The 14,015-nt window shown below is 44.3% G+C and carries 16 protein-coding genes; 12 read left to right on the plus strand and 4 right to left on the minus strand.

Features of this window, described 5'->3' with window-relative positions:
• Positions 1 to 30: 30 nt before the first annotated feature.
• Entirely contained in the window at positions 31 to 882 is an 852-nt protein-coding gene (locus ACN6MV_RS12125) for a copper amine oxidase N-terminal domain-containing protein (protein ID WP_419886436.1), read from the minus strand.
• Between the two features lie 196 nt (positions 883 to 1,078).
• Between ACN6MV_RS12125 and ACN6MV_RS12130 the strand changes: the two genes are divergently transcribed.
• From ACN6MV_RS12130 to ACN6MV_RS12145, 4 genes are all read left to right on the plus strand, one after another.
• Positions 1,079 to 2,155: a site-2 protease family protein gene (locus ACN6MV_RS12130; RefSeq protein ID WP_419886437.1), complete on the plus strand. Its 1,077-nt coding sequence runs from the start codon at positions 1,079 to 1,081 to the stop codon at positions 2,153 to 2,155.
• A gap of 104 nt (positions 2,156 to 2,259) precedes the next feature.
• Positions 2,260 to 2,472, plus strand: coding sequence for a hypothetical protein (locus ACN6MV_RS12135; RefSeq protein ID WP_341112221.1), 213 nt, complete (start codon positions 2,260 to 2,262; stop codon positions 2,470 to 2,472).
• Between the two features lie 108 nt (positions 2,473 to 2,580).
• Positions 2,581 to 3,024 carry a GNAT family N-acetyltransferase gene (locus tag ACN6MV_RS12140; RefSeq protein WP_042126779.1) on the plus strand — a complete coding sequence of 148 codons (444 nt, stop codon included), beginning with the start codon at positions 2,581 to 2,583 and terminating at the stop codon, positions 3,022 to 3,024.
• An 85-nt stretch (positions 3,025 to 3,109) separates the two neighbouring features.
• Complete coding sequence (locus ACN6MV_RS12145) at positions 3,110 to 3,349, plus strand: DUF3892 domain-containing protein (RefSeq protein WP_036686113.1); 240 nt, start codon at positions 3,110 to 3,112, stop codon at positions 3,347 to 3,349.
• 65 nt (positions 3,350 to 3,414) lie between these two features.
• Here the strand turns inward: ACN6MV_RS12145 and ACN6MV_RS12150 are convergent, their stop codons facing one another.
• Positions 3,415 to 4,152, minus strand: a complete 738-nt coding sequence (locus ACN6MV_RS12150; RefSeq protein WP_419886438.1) for an MBL fold metallo-hydrolase — start codon at positions 4,150 to 4,152, stop codon at positions 3,415 to 3,417.
• 165 nt (positions 4,153 to 4,317) lie between these two features.
• Here ACN6MV_RS12150 and ACN6MV_RS12155 point away from each other — a divergent pair, with 165 nt between their 5' ends.
• Positions 4,318 to 4,872, plus strand: a complete 555-nt coding sequence (locus ACN6MV_RS12155; protein WP_042126785.1) for a hypothetical protein — start codon at positions 4,318 to 4,320, stop codon at positions 4,870 to 4,872.
• Positions 4,873 to 4,952: 80 nt separating this feature from the next.
• A complete protein-coding gene (locus ACN6MV_RS12160; protein ID WP_036686118.1) occupies positions 4,953 to 5,264 on the plus strand; it encodes a DUF1292 domain-containing protein in 312 nt (103 codons plus the stop codon).
• 130 nt (positions 5,265 to 5,394) lie between these two features.
• Here ACN6MV_RS12160 and ACN6MV_RS12165 read toward each other — a convergent pair whose 3' ends face one another.
• Positions 5,395 to 6,870 (minus strand): aminotransferase class I/II-fold pyridoxal phosphate-dependent enzyme, encoded by a 1,476-nt coding sequence (locus ACN6MV_RS12165; protein ID WP_042126789.1) that lies wholly within the window; start codon positions 6,868 to 6,870, stop codon positions 5,395 to 5,397.
• Between the two features lie 96 nt (positions 6,871 to 6,966).
• On the opposite strand from ACN6MV_RS12165, the gene ACN6MV_RS12170 reads away from it, so the two are divergent.
• From ACN6MV_RS12170 to ACN6MV_RS12185, 4 genes are all read left to right on the plus strand, one after another.
• Positions 6,967 to 8,256, plus strand: a complete 1,290-nt coding sequence (locus ACN6MV_RS12170) for an MFS transporter (protein ID WP_042126791.1) — start codon at positions 6,967 to 6,969, stop codon at positions 8,254 to 8,256.
• Positions 8,257 to 8,598: 342 nt separating this feature from the next.
• The gene (locus ACN6MV_RS12175) at positions 8,599 to 9,195 is read left to right on the plus strand and encodes a hypothetical protein (protein WP_042126793.1); all 597 of its coding nucleotides are present in this window, start codon (positions 8,599 to 8,601) and stop codon (positions 9,193 to 9,195) included.
• Between the two features lie 267 nt (positions 9,196 to 9,462).
• Positions 9,463 to 10,878, plus strand: coding sequence for an NADP-dependent phosphogluconate dehydrogenase (gndA, locus tag ACN6MV_RS12180; protein WP_042126795.1), 1,416 nt, complete (start codon positions 9,463 to 9,465; stop codon positions 10,876 to 10,878).
• A gap of 268 nt (positions 10,879 to 11,146) precedes the next feature.
• Positions 11,147 to 11,695 (plus strand): shikimate kinase, encoded by a 549-nt coding sequence (locus ACN6MV_RS12185; RefSeq protein WP_042126797.1) that lies wholly within the window; start codon positions 11,147 to 11,149, stop codon positions 11,693 to 11,695.
• Positions 11,696 to 11,699: 4 nt separating this feature from the next.
• On the opposite strand, the gene ACN6MV_RS12190 is transcribed toward ACN6MV_RS12185, so the two are convergent.
• Positions 11,700 to 12,005 (minus strand): rhodanese-like domain-containing protein, encoded by a 306-nt coding sequence (locus tag ACN6MV_RS12190; RefSeq protein WP_042126799.1) that lies wholly within the window; start codon positions 12,003 to 12,005, stop codon positions 11,700 to 11,702.
• Between the two features lie 109 nt (positions 12,006 to 12,114).
• Between ACN6MV_RS12190 and aroA the strand changes: the two genes are divergently transcribed.
• Positions 12,115 to 13,407, plus strand: a complete 1,293-nt coding sequence (gene aroA / locus ACN6MV_RS12195) for a 3-phosphoshikimate 1-carboxyvinyltransferase (protein WP_419886439.1) — start codon at positions 12,115 to 12,117, stop codon at positions 13,405 to 13,407.
• 86 nt (positions 13,408 to 13,493) lie between these two features.
• Positions 13,494 to 13,928 (plus strand): CoA-binding protein, encoded by a 435-nt coding sequence (locus tag ACN6MV_RS12200; protein WP_419886440.1) that lies wholly within the window; start codon positions 13,494 to 13,496, stop codon positions 13,926 to 13,928.
• The last annotated feature ends 87 nt before the right edge of the window (positions 13,929 to 14,015 follow it).

Consider the following 14,015-nt stretch of genomic DNA (forward strand, 5'->3'; position numbering starts at 1 on the left):
TAAAGTAGCTGTTATATTACCCGTGCCATCCTATACGAATCGTAGGGTGTTGCCATCATGCAATAGCAGATTGTCGTCAAACGGTTTGAGAACTGCATCTCCTCTGAACTGGTAGGCGAAAGTAGCCTTGCGTAGTAACGCGCCATTCTTGAATACGAGAGTGACAACGCGTGTATTGATATGGGGTTCTCCAAAAGAGTCAGTAATCGTAATGACAAGCAGTCCACCCGGTGTTTTATCAATCTGCATTCCTGCCCAGTCAAAACTAGTTTGAAGTGAGGTGAGAAGAAGTACTTTATCCTTGCCCTGAGAGACATATAAGTCTCCATTAGCTTTAATGAGCGTATAAGTACGCCCGCCATAGGTTTCTGTAAATACGTTGTAGGTTTTTAGATCGCTCGCTAATAATGTATTAGTTTTGGGATCCAGATGGAGATTACTACCTTCGAATGCTTTAACGATGAAGCGAGCGGGTACATATATGCCGTCTTCTTTAGATTTAAAAGGGGAACCGCCTAGAGCTACGGTTTTCCCGTCAAGAACACCATTTTGACTTCCAACTCGAACCGCGAAGCTTTTGGCCCAGCCTTTGAATAATGCGCGTTTGCCGGACTTATCCCATTCCATCTTCAGACCCGCATTCTCAGCGATCCCTCGAACATCTAAGTAGATTACGCCATTTTTGAGTACCGCCGGACCTCCTATGGTTCCACCAGGAATACCGAATTGATAGTAAACCTGCGAAGAGTTCGACGCAGAGGCGAGTGAGACAGTCTGGTGCTCGGAATTAGATTGCAGAGTAGTTGCTGATGCTGAAGTAGGGAGAAGAAGAATAGAGAGCATTACAGCTGATAGCAATGATTTTAAGTATGTAGAGTTCATATTAGTCAGCCCTTTCTTTTAAAAAGAGTAAAAATTATCCATTATCTGTTTGTTTGACGCTGAAACGATTCTAAAAGTTGCGCCGTATATTTAGCCAAATGCTTTTTTATGGAAATACTCCTTAAGCGCTTATGATAAAATGGATAGTAATGTACAGCCGTTGGATAAAAATTGAAAGAAAAAGGAGCTTGAGATCTTGCCGCAAAATGAGCAGAAAAAGGATTCTTCCACGCCATGGAAATGGTTGGGGGGCGGGGCGGCGATGCTCCTGTTTAAAGGAAAGGCGATTTTGTCCCTTCTGAAAATAGGTAAAATAGCCGGGCCGCTAATTTCGATGATAATTTCGATATGGGCGTATGCGTTGATATATCCGTGGGGGTTTGCCGTGGGTTTTGTTCTGCTCTTGCTAGTCCATGAATTAGGGCATGTAATAGCAGCTAAACGAATTGGGCTTCCAGTTAGCGCTCCACTGTTTATACCATTTTTGGGAGCTTTAATCACAATGAAAAAACAGCCGCTGGATGCGAAGACGGAAGCTTATATTGCTTTTGGAGGTCCGATTTTAGGAACCATTGGGGCTACTGCCGTTTTTGGGGCCGCTAATTACATGGATAGTCCGCTACTCTATTCCTTGGCTTATATAGGTTTTTTGCTTAATCTGATCAACCTGCTGCCGATTCATCCGCTTGACGGTGGCCGTATTGCTACTGCGGTTACGCGTTGGCTGTGGCTTGTGGGACTCGTGGGCGGTTTGGGCATCATCATATATATGCGTTCGATCTTATTCTTTATTATTTGGGCATTATTTGCTTACGATCTGTATAACAAATATGTTAAGAGACGTTCTAACAATCGTATTTATTCTGTAACGAAGGGTTTCTTAATTCCAGTAGAGCCACTTAGAGATGCAGGCTACATGATTCCAGGGCCAGAGCATAGAAGAGATTTACCTTTTACCACCTACAGTGATTTGGAAAGACAGCAGTATGTAGGGGTGCGATGGGATCAACTAAACTACATTGGTAGAGCTGCACTTCCTCAGCAATGCATAATTGAAAAGGTGCGTATCTCGCAGCTGGAGCCTGTGACCCTAGAGAATGGGATGCATCTTAAGATGAATTGCGATATTAGCTATACGGTCTACGAGAATGATAAGTATTACGATGTGCCAGCCAGCTCACGCTGGAAATATGGCATCGCTTATTTTGTATTAGCTGGTTTTCTGGCAGGGATGATGTACATGGTTCATGTCATTGGAAATGTGAATCTTTAAGGATTAGAATCAGGGAATGAAGTTCTCCAATGGTTTATAAAACTCTTGAACCGTCAAAGCTGTAAAGAGAATAACCGCAGTTGAACGGTGAAAGGAGTATGACCATGCCTAAAATTATGAAATGGGAAGTCGGCGTTTGTCTGTTGTTACTGATGGTTTTGGTAGGTTGCTCCGAGACCAAGCCAACAAAAGTCATGGAAATCAATGAGATGACGAATCTAGATGGAAAACCTAAAGGTCAGTACCCTCCATTATCGCCAGTGATGCAAGACACATACAATCGTTCGATTCCTGAAGAAGTCTATACTGTAGATTAGAGCAGAGACAGAAGACGGTTTCTCATGCTCAGGCTTTTCTTTCTAGTCAAATTTTTATATAATAGACAACTATCGTTGGATACATAGAGAGAGGAGTTTGCGACTAACATGGCGGCAGAAATCTTACGGGTTACTACAGAGGAACAGCTTCGGATGGGGCTGGATATTCGTACTAAAGTATTTGTAGAGGAACAAATGGTACCGGTTGAGGAAGAAATTGATGAATACGATGTTATCGGTCCGAATGCGCACCATATTCTGATTATAGATGAAGGAGTGCCTGTCGCTACAGGAAGATTGATTTACTACAAAGCAGGTACAGCCAAAATGCAGCGTATCGCCGTGCTGAAAGATTATCGAGTTAAAGGATATGGACGTGTTCTGTTGCTGGCTATGGAAGAGCTTGCTCGGGAACTTGGACTGGAAGCTTCGATTCTTGATGCACAATGTCAAGCTGAGAATTTCTACAAGAAGCTAGGATATGAAGTGATTTCTACGGAACCTTTTTATGACGCAGGCATTCTACATGTACGGATGCAGAAAACTCTTTAAAATTAGCGCACATAATTTACCGTTCCATGAAGCAAGCTAGGATGTGCCTTATGATGGCAAATTCTACTGCAAGGGGCGAACTAAAGTGCCAAATAACGAACGCGAAAGTTTCGTAGCCGTACAGAAAAATGGAGATGGAGATCTAACCAGTTTCCAGACCTCCACAGGACGTGTCTTGGCGTATGATCAAGCGCTTCAAGAAGTACAGGCCGGAAATATTGCCGGAGTGAATGCTTTTAAAGGTAAAGACGGGGAGACTTATATTCGCGGCGACGCGGATGGGGATCCAACCAACAATTTGGATAATCTTCCGACATTCTCATAGTTCAAAAGGTAAAGACCGTACTAACGTCCTTGGACGTCAATGTACGGTCTTTTTTTATATAATAGTCAAAGTTTATAAATTAGATGCTGCTCTATAAACTCCATCTCTCCTGTAAGTCCGACGAATTGCGGTTGTTCATCACTGTAATGCATGAGCTTGATGATACGTCGAACATCCTCGGGTAAAGACAATAACTCCTCCAGCGTGGTGTGAACAACGCCTGATCCACCAAGCTGACAGTCATGCAGAATCATTCGGATGTCGCGCTCACGCACAAGGTTTATAAGTAGATCCGGTTGAAAAGTCATATCCGCACTGTAGAAAATCTCGTTATTTATTAAAAGAGAATAGCTATCTTTACCGGGAATATGCGGTGTATGTATGATCTCGAGCGAAAGAGAAGGAGCAAGCTTGTACGTAATTCCGGGTTTCATAGTTGTAACCTCGAAGATATCGGTAAGAGAAGCTACTGCATCTTGTTGATATAATCCACCCTTTAATGTGTTGTTCCATAGAGGCTCAACAAGCGTCTCAGGCAAAAGTAATCTCATCTTTTCCCCGTAGACGTGTTTTAGGGTTAGCGCTAGCTCTTCCAGACCTCCAACATGATCCGCATGAATATGCGTAATTAGAGTAGCATTTACGTCACGGAAAGATTTTTCAATGGTATGCATGGCAAGCGGAGCTGTAATCCCGCAATCAATCAGTAGGGTATAATTATCCGCTAGTAGCAAGCCATTGTTGTTAAAATAGTTTTTTGCAAAAGCATTGCCGGTTCCTAGCATTTGTAGGCTCAGACTCATAAGAAAGTACCCTCCTGAAATCACTGATAGCTAAATATATCAACTTTGAACAAATCCATAATATCATTTTTCGCAAGATGAATGAAATATTTACCTACAATTAGCGCAACTTGCTGAGACAAAGTAAGTATACATTAACAGTATGAATTATTTGGAGGGTTTCAAATGAATAGATGGAAAAAAATCACTTTATGCGTGTTTGCTTTTTCCTTAATGGGCGGTTCATTATTGTTCGCCGATTCCGTTAACCAGAAAATCAGGGTTTGGAACAACGGGAAGGAAATTGTGGACGGCGGTTATTTAATTGATGGGAAAACGTATATTCCCGCTAGAGAAGCAGGCGGGCTTGTTAGTTGGGATGGTTCTGGGAAAGTCTCGATTCTTAAGCCTAATGTTCATATTGTTCTTTTTAAGGATAATACGGTCTTTGGTAACGTCAACGTTGGCAAGCTCAAGATTAAGATATTAACCCAAGTAGATAGCTTAACAGAAGAAGTTTCAGCTGTGAAAGTAGCCATAACGGATCCATCTGGTAATGTTAAGGATATTCAGTCGCAGGAGCTTGAAGGCTCGAAGAAGGATAATTTCTGGTTTCCAACCTCGGAGTTTACGTATGATTTTAAAGAAACCGGGAAATATCGGGTGGGCTTTTATATGAAATCTTCGAAAAATGCAGATTATGTTCTTGTGTCAGAGAAGGTAATTACGGCACTCAATTGAGTGTTCTAAATTGACCTGAACTAATCTAACGTGGTACGATACCAGATGTAGGATAATACAATTCAAAGTGAGGTATTACAATGAGCGATCACAAACATGAGCATGGTGAAGCATGCGGTTGCGGGCATGATCACGACCATGAGCACGAGGAGTTTGTGCTGACCTTGACGAACGAGCAGGGCGAAGATGTAGAAATGGTGCTTGTAGAAACGTTCGACATAGGCGAGAAATTATACGCTCTGTTGTTAGAGCGCGAGAATCCAGAAGCAGACGGCATTATTCTGCGTATGGAAGAAGAAGACGAAGAAATGGTATTGTACAATATCGAAGATGAAGAAGAATGGAAAGCTGTTGAAGAAGCTTACAACAATCTGCTTGCTCAGCAAGAATAGATTTTAGCGACTAAATTAAGCTGTTCTATTGTGTATATGACAGTTGATGTTTATATACAGAAACCCGATACTTATTATGGTATCGGGTTTTTGTATAAATGAATGAAGTTTTTTAGGAAAATGATGGATCTTAGGATATAGGATCGGCTTCAACAATCACTTTTATGTTAGTGATGCTGCGGTCTTCAGGACCTTTAACCGGAAGGCCGATCTCCACATGGTCAATAATATAATCGATGTTATCCTGTGTGATTACTTCGCCAGGGAGAAGAATAGGAATTCCCGGCGGATATACATATATAAATTCTGCAATAATGTAGCCAGCAGATTCACGGAATGGAACTAACTGCGTATCCGCATAAAAAGCGTCTCTTGGAATCAGAGCAAGCTGCGGAATTTCTGGAACCTGAACCTTAAGCTCGTAAATTTCACCCTTGCTATAATGAATAGCGGACAACACCCGAAGTGCAGCTAATAATTTATCTACTGATTCTTGGGTATCACCTGGGGTAATAAGGCAAAGAATATTATACATGTCGCTTAGTTCTACTTCGATGTTGTACTTCTCGCGCAACCAGTTTTCGGTTTCGTATCCTGTGATCCCTAAATGGCGCACATGAATGTTGAGCTTAGTTGGGTCATGATCAAATGTGGCTTCTGTCCCAAGTATTTCTTTTCCAAAGCTGTACAGGCCTTCGATCGTATTAATCGTTTCGCGTGCATAGTTGGACAATCGAATGGTTCTTTCCGCCATTTCATGACCGTTCAGCGCGAGATTACGTCTTGATGTATCCAAGGACGCTAATAAAATATATGAGGTGGATGTTGTAGTCAGCATGCTCATAATGGTCTGTACCCGTTGCGGGTTAATCAGACCCGTCTTAGCATTTAGATTCAGTACCGAGCTTTGCGTCATGGAGCCGCCAAGTTTATGCACACTTGTGGCAGCTATGTCCGCTCCGGCCTGCATGGCCGATACCGGCAGATCCTCGTGAAAATGAATCAGTACTCCATGTGCCTCGTCCACCAATACGGGTACACCGTAACGGTGAGCCAGGTCGACAATCGAACGCAGGTCGGCGCATACACCGAAGTACGTGGGATTGATTACTAGAACTCCTTTGGCGTCTGGATGACGCCTTAACGCTCGTTCCAGCGAACTGGTCGTTATGCCGTGATCTATCCCGAGATTCTCATCCTGAACAGGCGAGACAAACACAGGCTTGGCTCCGGAGAAGATAATGGCCGACATTACAGATTTATGAATGTTACGCGGCACAATTATTTTATCACCCGGTGAGCAGACAGAGAGGATCATCGTCATGATGGCATTGCTCGTGCCCTGTACGCTAAAATACGTATAGTCGGCGCCGAAAGCCTTCGCAGCCAGCTTCTGAGCCTCCTGGATTACGCCAGTGGGCTGATGTAGATCATCAAGCGGTGCGATGTTGATTAGATCGATGGATAGAGCGTTATCGCCGATAAACTCACGGAATTCGGCATCGGTTCCTAGCCCCTTCTTATGCCCCGGAATATGAAATTGAACGGGATTGCCGGCGGCATGCTTTTTTAAAGCTGTGAAGAGGGGAGTACGGTGTTGATTCATTTAATGCTGTCACAACCTTTCGCGAATATTAAAATTTAAGGCAAGCATCAGTATAACAAAACAATCTACAGAATACTAGGATTTGGATGTGATAGAATGTCCACGAAAGCCGTGCAACGTACACATATCAGTCTGACATCACCATTTATTATGGAGATGTGGGTAATTATTTTTTTAGTTGAATTTGTGAAAGGGTCGCTTCTTGTCGCTTTGTTACCCGTGTATATGGAGAATATTTTGGGTCTATCTGTGACGGTAGTAGGTTTTGCCTTTGCACTCCAGTATTTGGGTGATAATCTATTCCGCAGTCCTTCTGGCTGGGTTATGGAGCGTATAGGATTTCGCTGGACCATGACAAGTGCCTTATTGTTGATCCTAGTAGCTGTTGGCATGATAATATATGCTAAAACAGCAGTTACGTTATCGATTGCTTGTCTTATTCTTGGGATCGGGACGTCCCCGCTTTGGCCTTGTGTGATGACAGGGATCACCGAATTGGCGGGATCTACTAAAAGCGGCAGCAGCGGGGCAGCTATGGGTGCTGTCGAGATGGCCTCGCTGGCAGGTACGGGAATCGGTCCGATCGTAGTGAATTTTTTGATGGATCATGGAGGACAAAGCTATCGTGTAGCCTTTTTGGTCCTGTTAGGTTGTGCAGCTGTTGTAGTTGTGGTGGCCCTATTTCTACCTAAGAGAATCTCGCCAAGTGGAACTCATGCCGTTGTAAGGGACATGCAGGGGCTCGGTGGAGTCATTGAGCGTAAAAAGATTAGTCCGTTAGAAAGTATAAAAAGAACACTGCATCAGGTTAAGACGACGCTTAAGGTCAGTCGATGGTTATATCCTGCTTTATTTCTTCAGGCTTTTGCCATTGGCTTGATGACCCCTGTAGTTACTTTGTTTGCTCGCACAGAGCTTCATGTTAGTCCAAATCAGTTTAGTCTTCTTCTGATTGCAGGTGGGGGGATTACGGTGCTTGCTCTGATTCCAGCTGGTAAGCTGGTGGACCGAATTGGAACAACTGTGTTTCTGAATATCGGCTTTTTGCTCGCGGCCTTTTCCCTTGCTCTGTTCTCACAGGTCCGCTGGCTACCGCTTGCCTTTATCGCGGTGGCTTTGGTCGGTATAAGCTACGCGCTTATTCTCCCGGCTTGGAATGCCTTTCTAGCCAAGCAAGTCCCTAAGGGGGAACGAGGGACTGTATGGGGGCTATTCTTGACGCTGCAAGGCTCTGGGATGGTGGCAGGTCCGGTACTATCAGGGAGACTATGGGACCATGTAGGTCATGGCGTCCCGTTCCTAGTAAGTGCAATTGTAATGCTGATGCTCTTCGGGCTGCATTTGCTCATTGTGCACAGAACGAAGCTGAAATTTAAACCTAGTTGATCTGAAATGTGAAAAGCCGCTGACACCTGAGAATTAGGTTGTCAGCGGCTTTTTTTAGAAATTAAAAGACATTCGGTATAGCGTTAAACGATATTTTGTGAATGATAATGCCCCAAAAGGACCGAAAGGAATAAAAAATTCCGATTAGCGTTTGGAGAATGTCTGTTGGGGGTAAAAATAGTCAATAAACCAAGTTACCGCTACATAAACTGAAGTATAAAATAAGACTAAGACGAACGCAAAAAGTAATGCTTACTTGAAGAGGTCCGGCAGCCATAAATACTCTGAAATGGAACGAATGGTGTTGACTTTGCAGATGTGAAGCAGTTAGGGGGGAGTGCCGTGAACAAAAACGACGAGGTGGAGTATTGTAACCTGGAGCTGCGTTTCGACAGACAGCATATCCAGGACCTGATCAAGGATTTGATTCAAAAAGGTTATTCCCTATATTGGAGCGAGAACGATCAGGTCTTTGTAATTTCAGTCCGTACCGGCCGTAAATTGGTGAAATTACGTTTTCAAAGGATCAAAGACGGCTATAAACTCGTGGGTGACTATATGATTCGTGATGCTCGCTTGTCTGAATGGATGGAGAAATTAATTGGGGACATGCGGGGCCATGCCATTGTAAAACGTTTCCGAGACCGTCAGATTATTATTGAAAATATTTTGTTCGGCGAAGTGATACGTCTTGTCGAAATCTCGGGTTATCAGCAGCGGGTCTTATACCAGAAGGGTCCTATGCTCACCGATGAGGAGCTGACCAAGCTCTATTATTCTGTTGAAGGGGAAGAGCGGATTCGCCAGCGTAGAATTGAAGTGGATGAGCAGCTGGATCGATTAAATGATGCACTTAAGGCAGAGGATACGGTTCGCGCGGACAAATGCCGAGCTCAGCTTACTTTTTTGACGAAGGAATTGTATACGTTAGAATGGTAAACAAAGTGTCGGGCAAATGTTGCTTAGGGGCACCCCGAACTTCGGGGTGTCTTAGATTTGTGTGAGAACTTGCAGACAGGGGTTCACTTCTGGCGCTAAAAACGTTAAAATAGTCATTGTGATCATTTTCAGGTTGGCAATGGTTATGTCAATGAATTTGATCTCTCTTCGCAGGGCAGGCTTTGCTGTCTCTGATAAAGGGTGGTATTCTTATACTGCGAGAAATGGATTTCCCAAAAATATAGGGTGCAAAGGGTGGAGGACCAGATGGCAAAACAACAAATCGGCGTTATTGGCTTGGCGGTAATGGGCAAGAATTTGGCTCTAAATATCGAAAGCAAAGGTTTTTCCGTATCCGTGTTTAACCGCTCACCGGAGAAGACACATGATCTTCTTACTGAGGCGGAAGGTAAAAACCTCGTAGGCACATTTTCCGTTGAGGAATTTGTAGCTTCGCTGGAAACACCGCGCAAAATTCTGATCATGGTTCAAGCTGGTAAAGCTACTGATGCTACCATCGAGCAACTGTTGCCGCATCTTGATCAAGGCGACATTATTATCGACGGAGGAAATGCTTATTTCCCTGATACGGTTCGCCGCAGTAAATATCTGGAAGAAAAAGGCTTCCGCTTTGTCGGAACTGGGGTTTCTGGCGGTGAAGAAGGAGCTCTTAAAGGTCCTTCCATTATGCCTGGCGGTCAAGAAAGCGCGTATAAGCTAGTAGAACCAATCCTAACTGCAATCTCAGCTAAAGTTAACGGTGAGCCTTGCTGTACATATATCGGACCAGACGGTGCGGGACACTATGTTAAAATGGTGCACAACGGTATCGAATATGGTGATATGCAATTGATCTGTGAAGCTTATCAGCTGCTCAAAGACGTACTAGGTCTGGATGCAAAAGAACTTCACAACATTTTCAAAGAGTGGAATAGCGGTGAGCTCGACAGCTACCTGATCGAGATTACTACAGATATTTTTGCTCAGTATGACGAAGAAACTGGTAAACCAATGGTTGACGTGATCCTTGATTCCGCTGGCCAAAAGGGAACTGGTAAATGGACAAGCCAAAGCTCACTGGATCTTGGCGTACCTTTGTCCATGATCACTGAATCCGTATTCTCACGCTTCTTGTCTGCAATGAAGGATGAGCGCGTAGAAGCAAGCAAAGTGCTTAACGGACCAGAAACTACGCCATTTGATGGCGACAAAGCTGAATTCATCGAGAACGTGCGTAAAGCATTGTTCGCAAGTAAAATCGTATCCTATGCTCAAGGTTTCGCTCAACTGCGCGTAGCTTCCGACGAATACGGTTGGGATCTGAAATATGGCGAGTTGGCTAAAATTTGGCGTGGAGGCTGCATTATCCGTTCCCGTTTCCTACAAAACATCACAGATGCTTACGAGAACAATGCAGATCTTAAGAACCTATTGCTTGATCCTTTCTTCAAGGATGTTATGGACAATTACCAATCCGCATGGCGTAAAGTTATTGCTTCAGCTGTAACGATGGGTGTTCCAGTACCTGGTTTCTCCAGCGCATTGGCTTACTATGATAGCTATCGTACAGAAAGACTGCCTGCGAACCTGCTACAGGCTCAACGCGATTACTTCGGCGCTCACACGTTCAAACGTGTAGACAAAGAAGGCGTATTCCACCACAACTGGATGTCAGCAGAATAATCTAGTTTGTTACGGTATAAGCAAAAACGCCTTCGGTGTCCCTAAAGGACGGTAAGCGTTTATGCGAGAAATATAAGGATAATGTATAACGTGAAACTTATACTTTCTTATATTTTCAAAAAAAGTGGCCCGAATTGCTTCACCAGAAATGGGAGGCTTTCGGGCCTTTTTTATTGAAAATTTGATGTGTATTTACTATGTGAAGCAGATTGTCTAATGTTTTGACCCTGTGTTATGATATGACAAATATCGCGGTTGGAGGATAGACATGACTGGGGATACAGAAGAATATAAAAAGTTGAACGAAGAGCAAAGAAATAAGAACATTATTTTAGTAGGGATGATGGCAACAGGGAAGTCAACAGTAGGTGCTATTTTAGCTAGGGAACTAGGCTATGAGCTGGTTGATTTAGATCATGTCATTACTGAAACTGAAGGCAGAAGCATTGCGGAAATCTTCGCAGAAGATGGCGAGGAATACTTTCGAAGCGTGGAAACAGCGGTTTTAAAACGTATGCTAGAGTCCGAGAATAAATTAATATCCACAGGTGGGGGCGCAGTATTGGCGCCGGGGAATACAGCGTTAATGCTGAGTAAAGGGCATGTGGTTGCGCTGACGGCAACAGAAGAAGAGATTATTGCCCGCGTTAGTGGAGATCAGAATCGTCCGCTGCTCGCCGGCAATGCAGAAGAACGGGTTAGACGGATTATGGAAGACCGCCATGATGCTTACCTGTTCGCGCATTACACGGTCGATACAACGGGACTGACTGCGGCAGAAGTGTCGCAACATATTTTAATGCATTACCGCGGTTGAGCTTTTAAGAGAGTGTTTCATTCCATTCAATCATACCGCCGCTTAAATTTGTAGCATTAATGCCAAACTGTTGTAGATATTCGCATACACGCTGGCTTCGTGCACCGGAACGGCAAATAAAGATTACTTTAGCATCGCTTGGAATATCCTCTGTGCGATGTGGAATTTCTCCCATGGGGATATGCTGTGCACCGGGAATCATCCCGAAGGCAACCTCTTCGTCTTCACGAACGTCGATGAGTACAAGGTCTTCCCCTGTCTCTAGACACTGCCGCAATTCTTGCGGTGTGATTTGTGGAACATTATGCATGGTTGTGACCTCTTTTCATCAGAAGAATGGTTTAATGATAACACAAGCATGGATTACCCTGTCAAACTAGCACTACATACAACTATATCTACTAAGGAGAGTTTATATTATGGACGTTATTGTTAGGCCAACGCCATCTTTGCAGGGGGAATTCGGAGCTCTCTCTTCCAAAAACTATACCACTCGTTATTTACTGGTTGCCGCATTGTCAGAAGGTGTAAGTACGATTTATCATCCGGCACATAGTGAAGACAGCGATGCAATCCGTCGTTGTATTGCAGATTTGGGAGCTGTACTCACAGAAGATGATGAGAAAATTGTGATTCAAGGCTTTGGACGCAAACCGAAGGATGTTAAGGAACTTAATGTGGGGAATGCTGGAGCAGTATTACGTTTTCTAATGGCTGTGGCTGCGCTAAGCCCTGAGGTTACATTTGTAAATACGTATCCTGACTCTTTGGGCAAACGTCCGCATGACGATCTGATCGTGTCTCTAGAACAGCTTGGTGTAAAGGTAGAGCATAACGAAGGAAAACTGCCGATCACGATCCGTGGAGGTAAACCTGTTGGGGGTAAAATTACAGTTTCCGGTGCAGTCAGCTCCCAATTCCTAAGCGCTCTTCTGTTCCTGACACCATTGCTTGAAGAAGATAGTGAAATTATTGTCCTTGATGATTTGAAATCGAAGGTTGTCGTAGGTCAGACGTTAGAAGTATTGGAGCAGGCGGGAATTGTGGTTCATGCGGCGGATGATTACATGTCCTTTAAAGTGCCGGGTCGTCAAGTCTATGCGGCTAAGACTTATACAGTTCAAGGTGACTATCCTGGCTCCGCGGCTATTCTTGCGGCAGCTGCTGTTACAAAGTCGGATGTTAAGGTTCATCGACTTGTGGAACAGAGTAAACAGGGAGAAAGAGCCATTGTTGATGTACTGCGTATGATGGAAGTACCTCTTACTCATAATGAGGGGACGGTACACGTACAAGGGAACGGTGTTCTGAAAGCCGTTGAATTTGACGGTGATGCTGCAACTGATGCAGTGCTGGCTATGGTAGCTGCTGCTGTATTTGCTGAAGGTACTTCGCGATTCTATAACGTTGAGAATCTGCGATATAAGGAATGTGATCGTATAACTGATTACTTGGCAGAGTTGACTCGTGCCGGAGCCAATGTTGAGGAACGCCGCGATGAAATTATTGTTCACGGCATGCCAGAAGGTGTCGAAGGTGGTGTGACCATCAACGCACATTACGACCACCGTGTAATTATGGCTTTGTCAGTAGTAGGTTTACGTGCTCGTAAACCGCTCTTGATCAAGGATGCTCACCATGTTGCTAAGTCGTATCCGCAATACTTTGATCACCTGCGTGCGCTTGATGCGAATGTAGAGTGGGTACAATAGAAGTAAGGGGGCTAGCGAAACTAGCTTCAGTCTTCAGTGAAGTAAATCAGGATCATAAAGTGTAACTATGGAAAGGGGCACTATGTATGAGCTTTGAGAATCCAAGCCGGGAGCAGATCGGAGATATCCTTGCTTCTGCCGGTAATATTGCAGTTGTTGGCCTGTCTGACAAAACAGACCGTACCTCCTATATGGTTGCGGGTGCTATGCAAAGTCGGGGATATCGGATTATCCCTGTAAACCCTTTGGTTGACGGTGAAATACTGGGAGAGAAGTGCTATCATACGTTGGCAGAAATTCCAGAGCCGGTTGACATTGTCAATGTGTTCCGTCGTAGCGAACACTGTGCTAAGGTCGCACAGGAAGCCGCTGACATCGGCGCACGTGTGCTCTGGCTCCAGCAGGGGATTATCAGCCAGGAAGCCGCTGAAATCGCCGCTGAGCACGGTATGACGGCGATTATGGACCGCTGCATCAAGGTCGAGGAAGCGATCACGATGCATGGGCGTACTCGGGCGTAAGTTCGGTCAGAGAGTGTAGTCGAAGTCTGTACAATTTTTAATGCAAATCACTATTTGAACTTGTTATACTGAAGTCAGACGAAGAAC

It is taken from the genome of Paenibacillus sp. B-A-8 (assembly GCF_048572915.1).
GTDB lineage: Bacteria > Bacillota > Bacilli > Paenibacillales > Paenibacillaceae > Paenibacillus_AQ.

Coding starts and splice junctions, on each gene's coding strand:
- ACN6MV_RS12125 (WP_419886436.1), bottom strand. CDS start 882: ATGAACTCTACATACTTAAAATCATTGCTATCAGCTGTAATGCTCTCT.
- ACN6MV_RS12135 (WP_341112221.1), top strand. CDS start 2,260: ATGCCTAAAATTATGAAATGGGAAGTCGGCGTTTGTCTGTTGTTACTG.
- ACN6MV_RS12140 (WP_042126779.1), top strand. CDS start 2,581: ATGGCGGCAGAAATCTTACGGGTTACTACAGAGGAACAGCTTCGGATG.
- ACN6MV_RS12150 (WP_419886438.1), bottom strand. CDS start 4,152: ATGAGTCTGAGCCTACAAATGCTAGGAACCGGCAATGCTTTTGCAAAA.
- ACN6MV_RS12155 (WP_042126785.1), top strand. CDS start 4,318: ATGAATAGATGGAAAAAAATCACTTTATGCGTGTTTGCTTTTTCCTTA.
- ACN6MV_RS12160 (WP_036686118.1), top strand. CDS start 4,953: ATGAGCGATCACAAACATGAGCATGGTGAAGCATGCGGTTGCGGGCAT.
- ACN6MV_RS12165 (WP_042126789.1), bottom strand. CDS start 6,870: ATGAATCAACACCGTACTCCCCTCTTCACAGCTTTAAAAAAGCATGCC.
- ACN6MV_RS12170 (WP_042126791.1), top strand. CDS start 6,967: ATGTCCACGAAAGCCGTGCAACGTACACATATCAGTCTGACATCACCA.
- gndA (WP_042126795.1), top strand. CDS start 9,463: ATGGCAAAACAACAAATCGGCGTTATTGGCTTGGCGGTAATGGGCAAG.
- ACN6MV_RS12185 (WP_042126797.1), top strand. CDS start 11,147: ATGACTGGGGATACAGAAGAATATAAAAAGTTGAACGAAGAGCAAAGA.
- ACN6MV_RS12190 (WP_042126799.1), bottom strand. CDS start 12,005: ATGCATAATGTTCCACAAATCACACCGCAAGAATTGCGGCAGTGTCTA.
- aroA (WP_419886439.1), top strand. CDS start 12,115: ATGGACGTTATTGTTAGGCCAACGCCATCTTTGCAGGGGGAATTCGGA.
- ACN6MV_RS12200 (WP_419886440.1), top strand. CDS start 13,494: ATGAGCTTTGAGAATCCAAGCCGGGAGCAGATCGGAGATATCCTTGCT.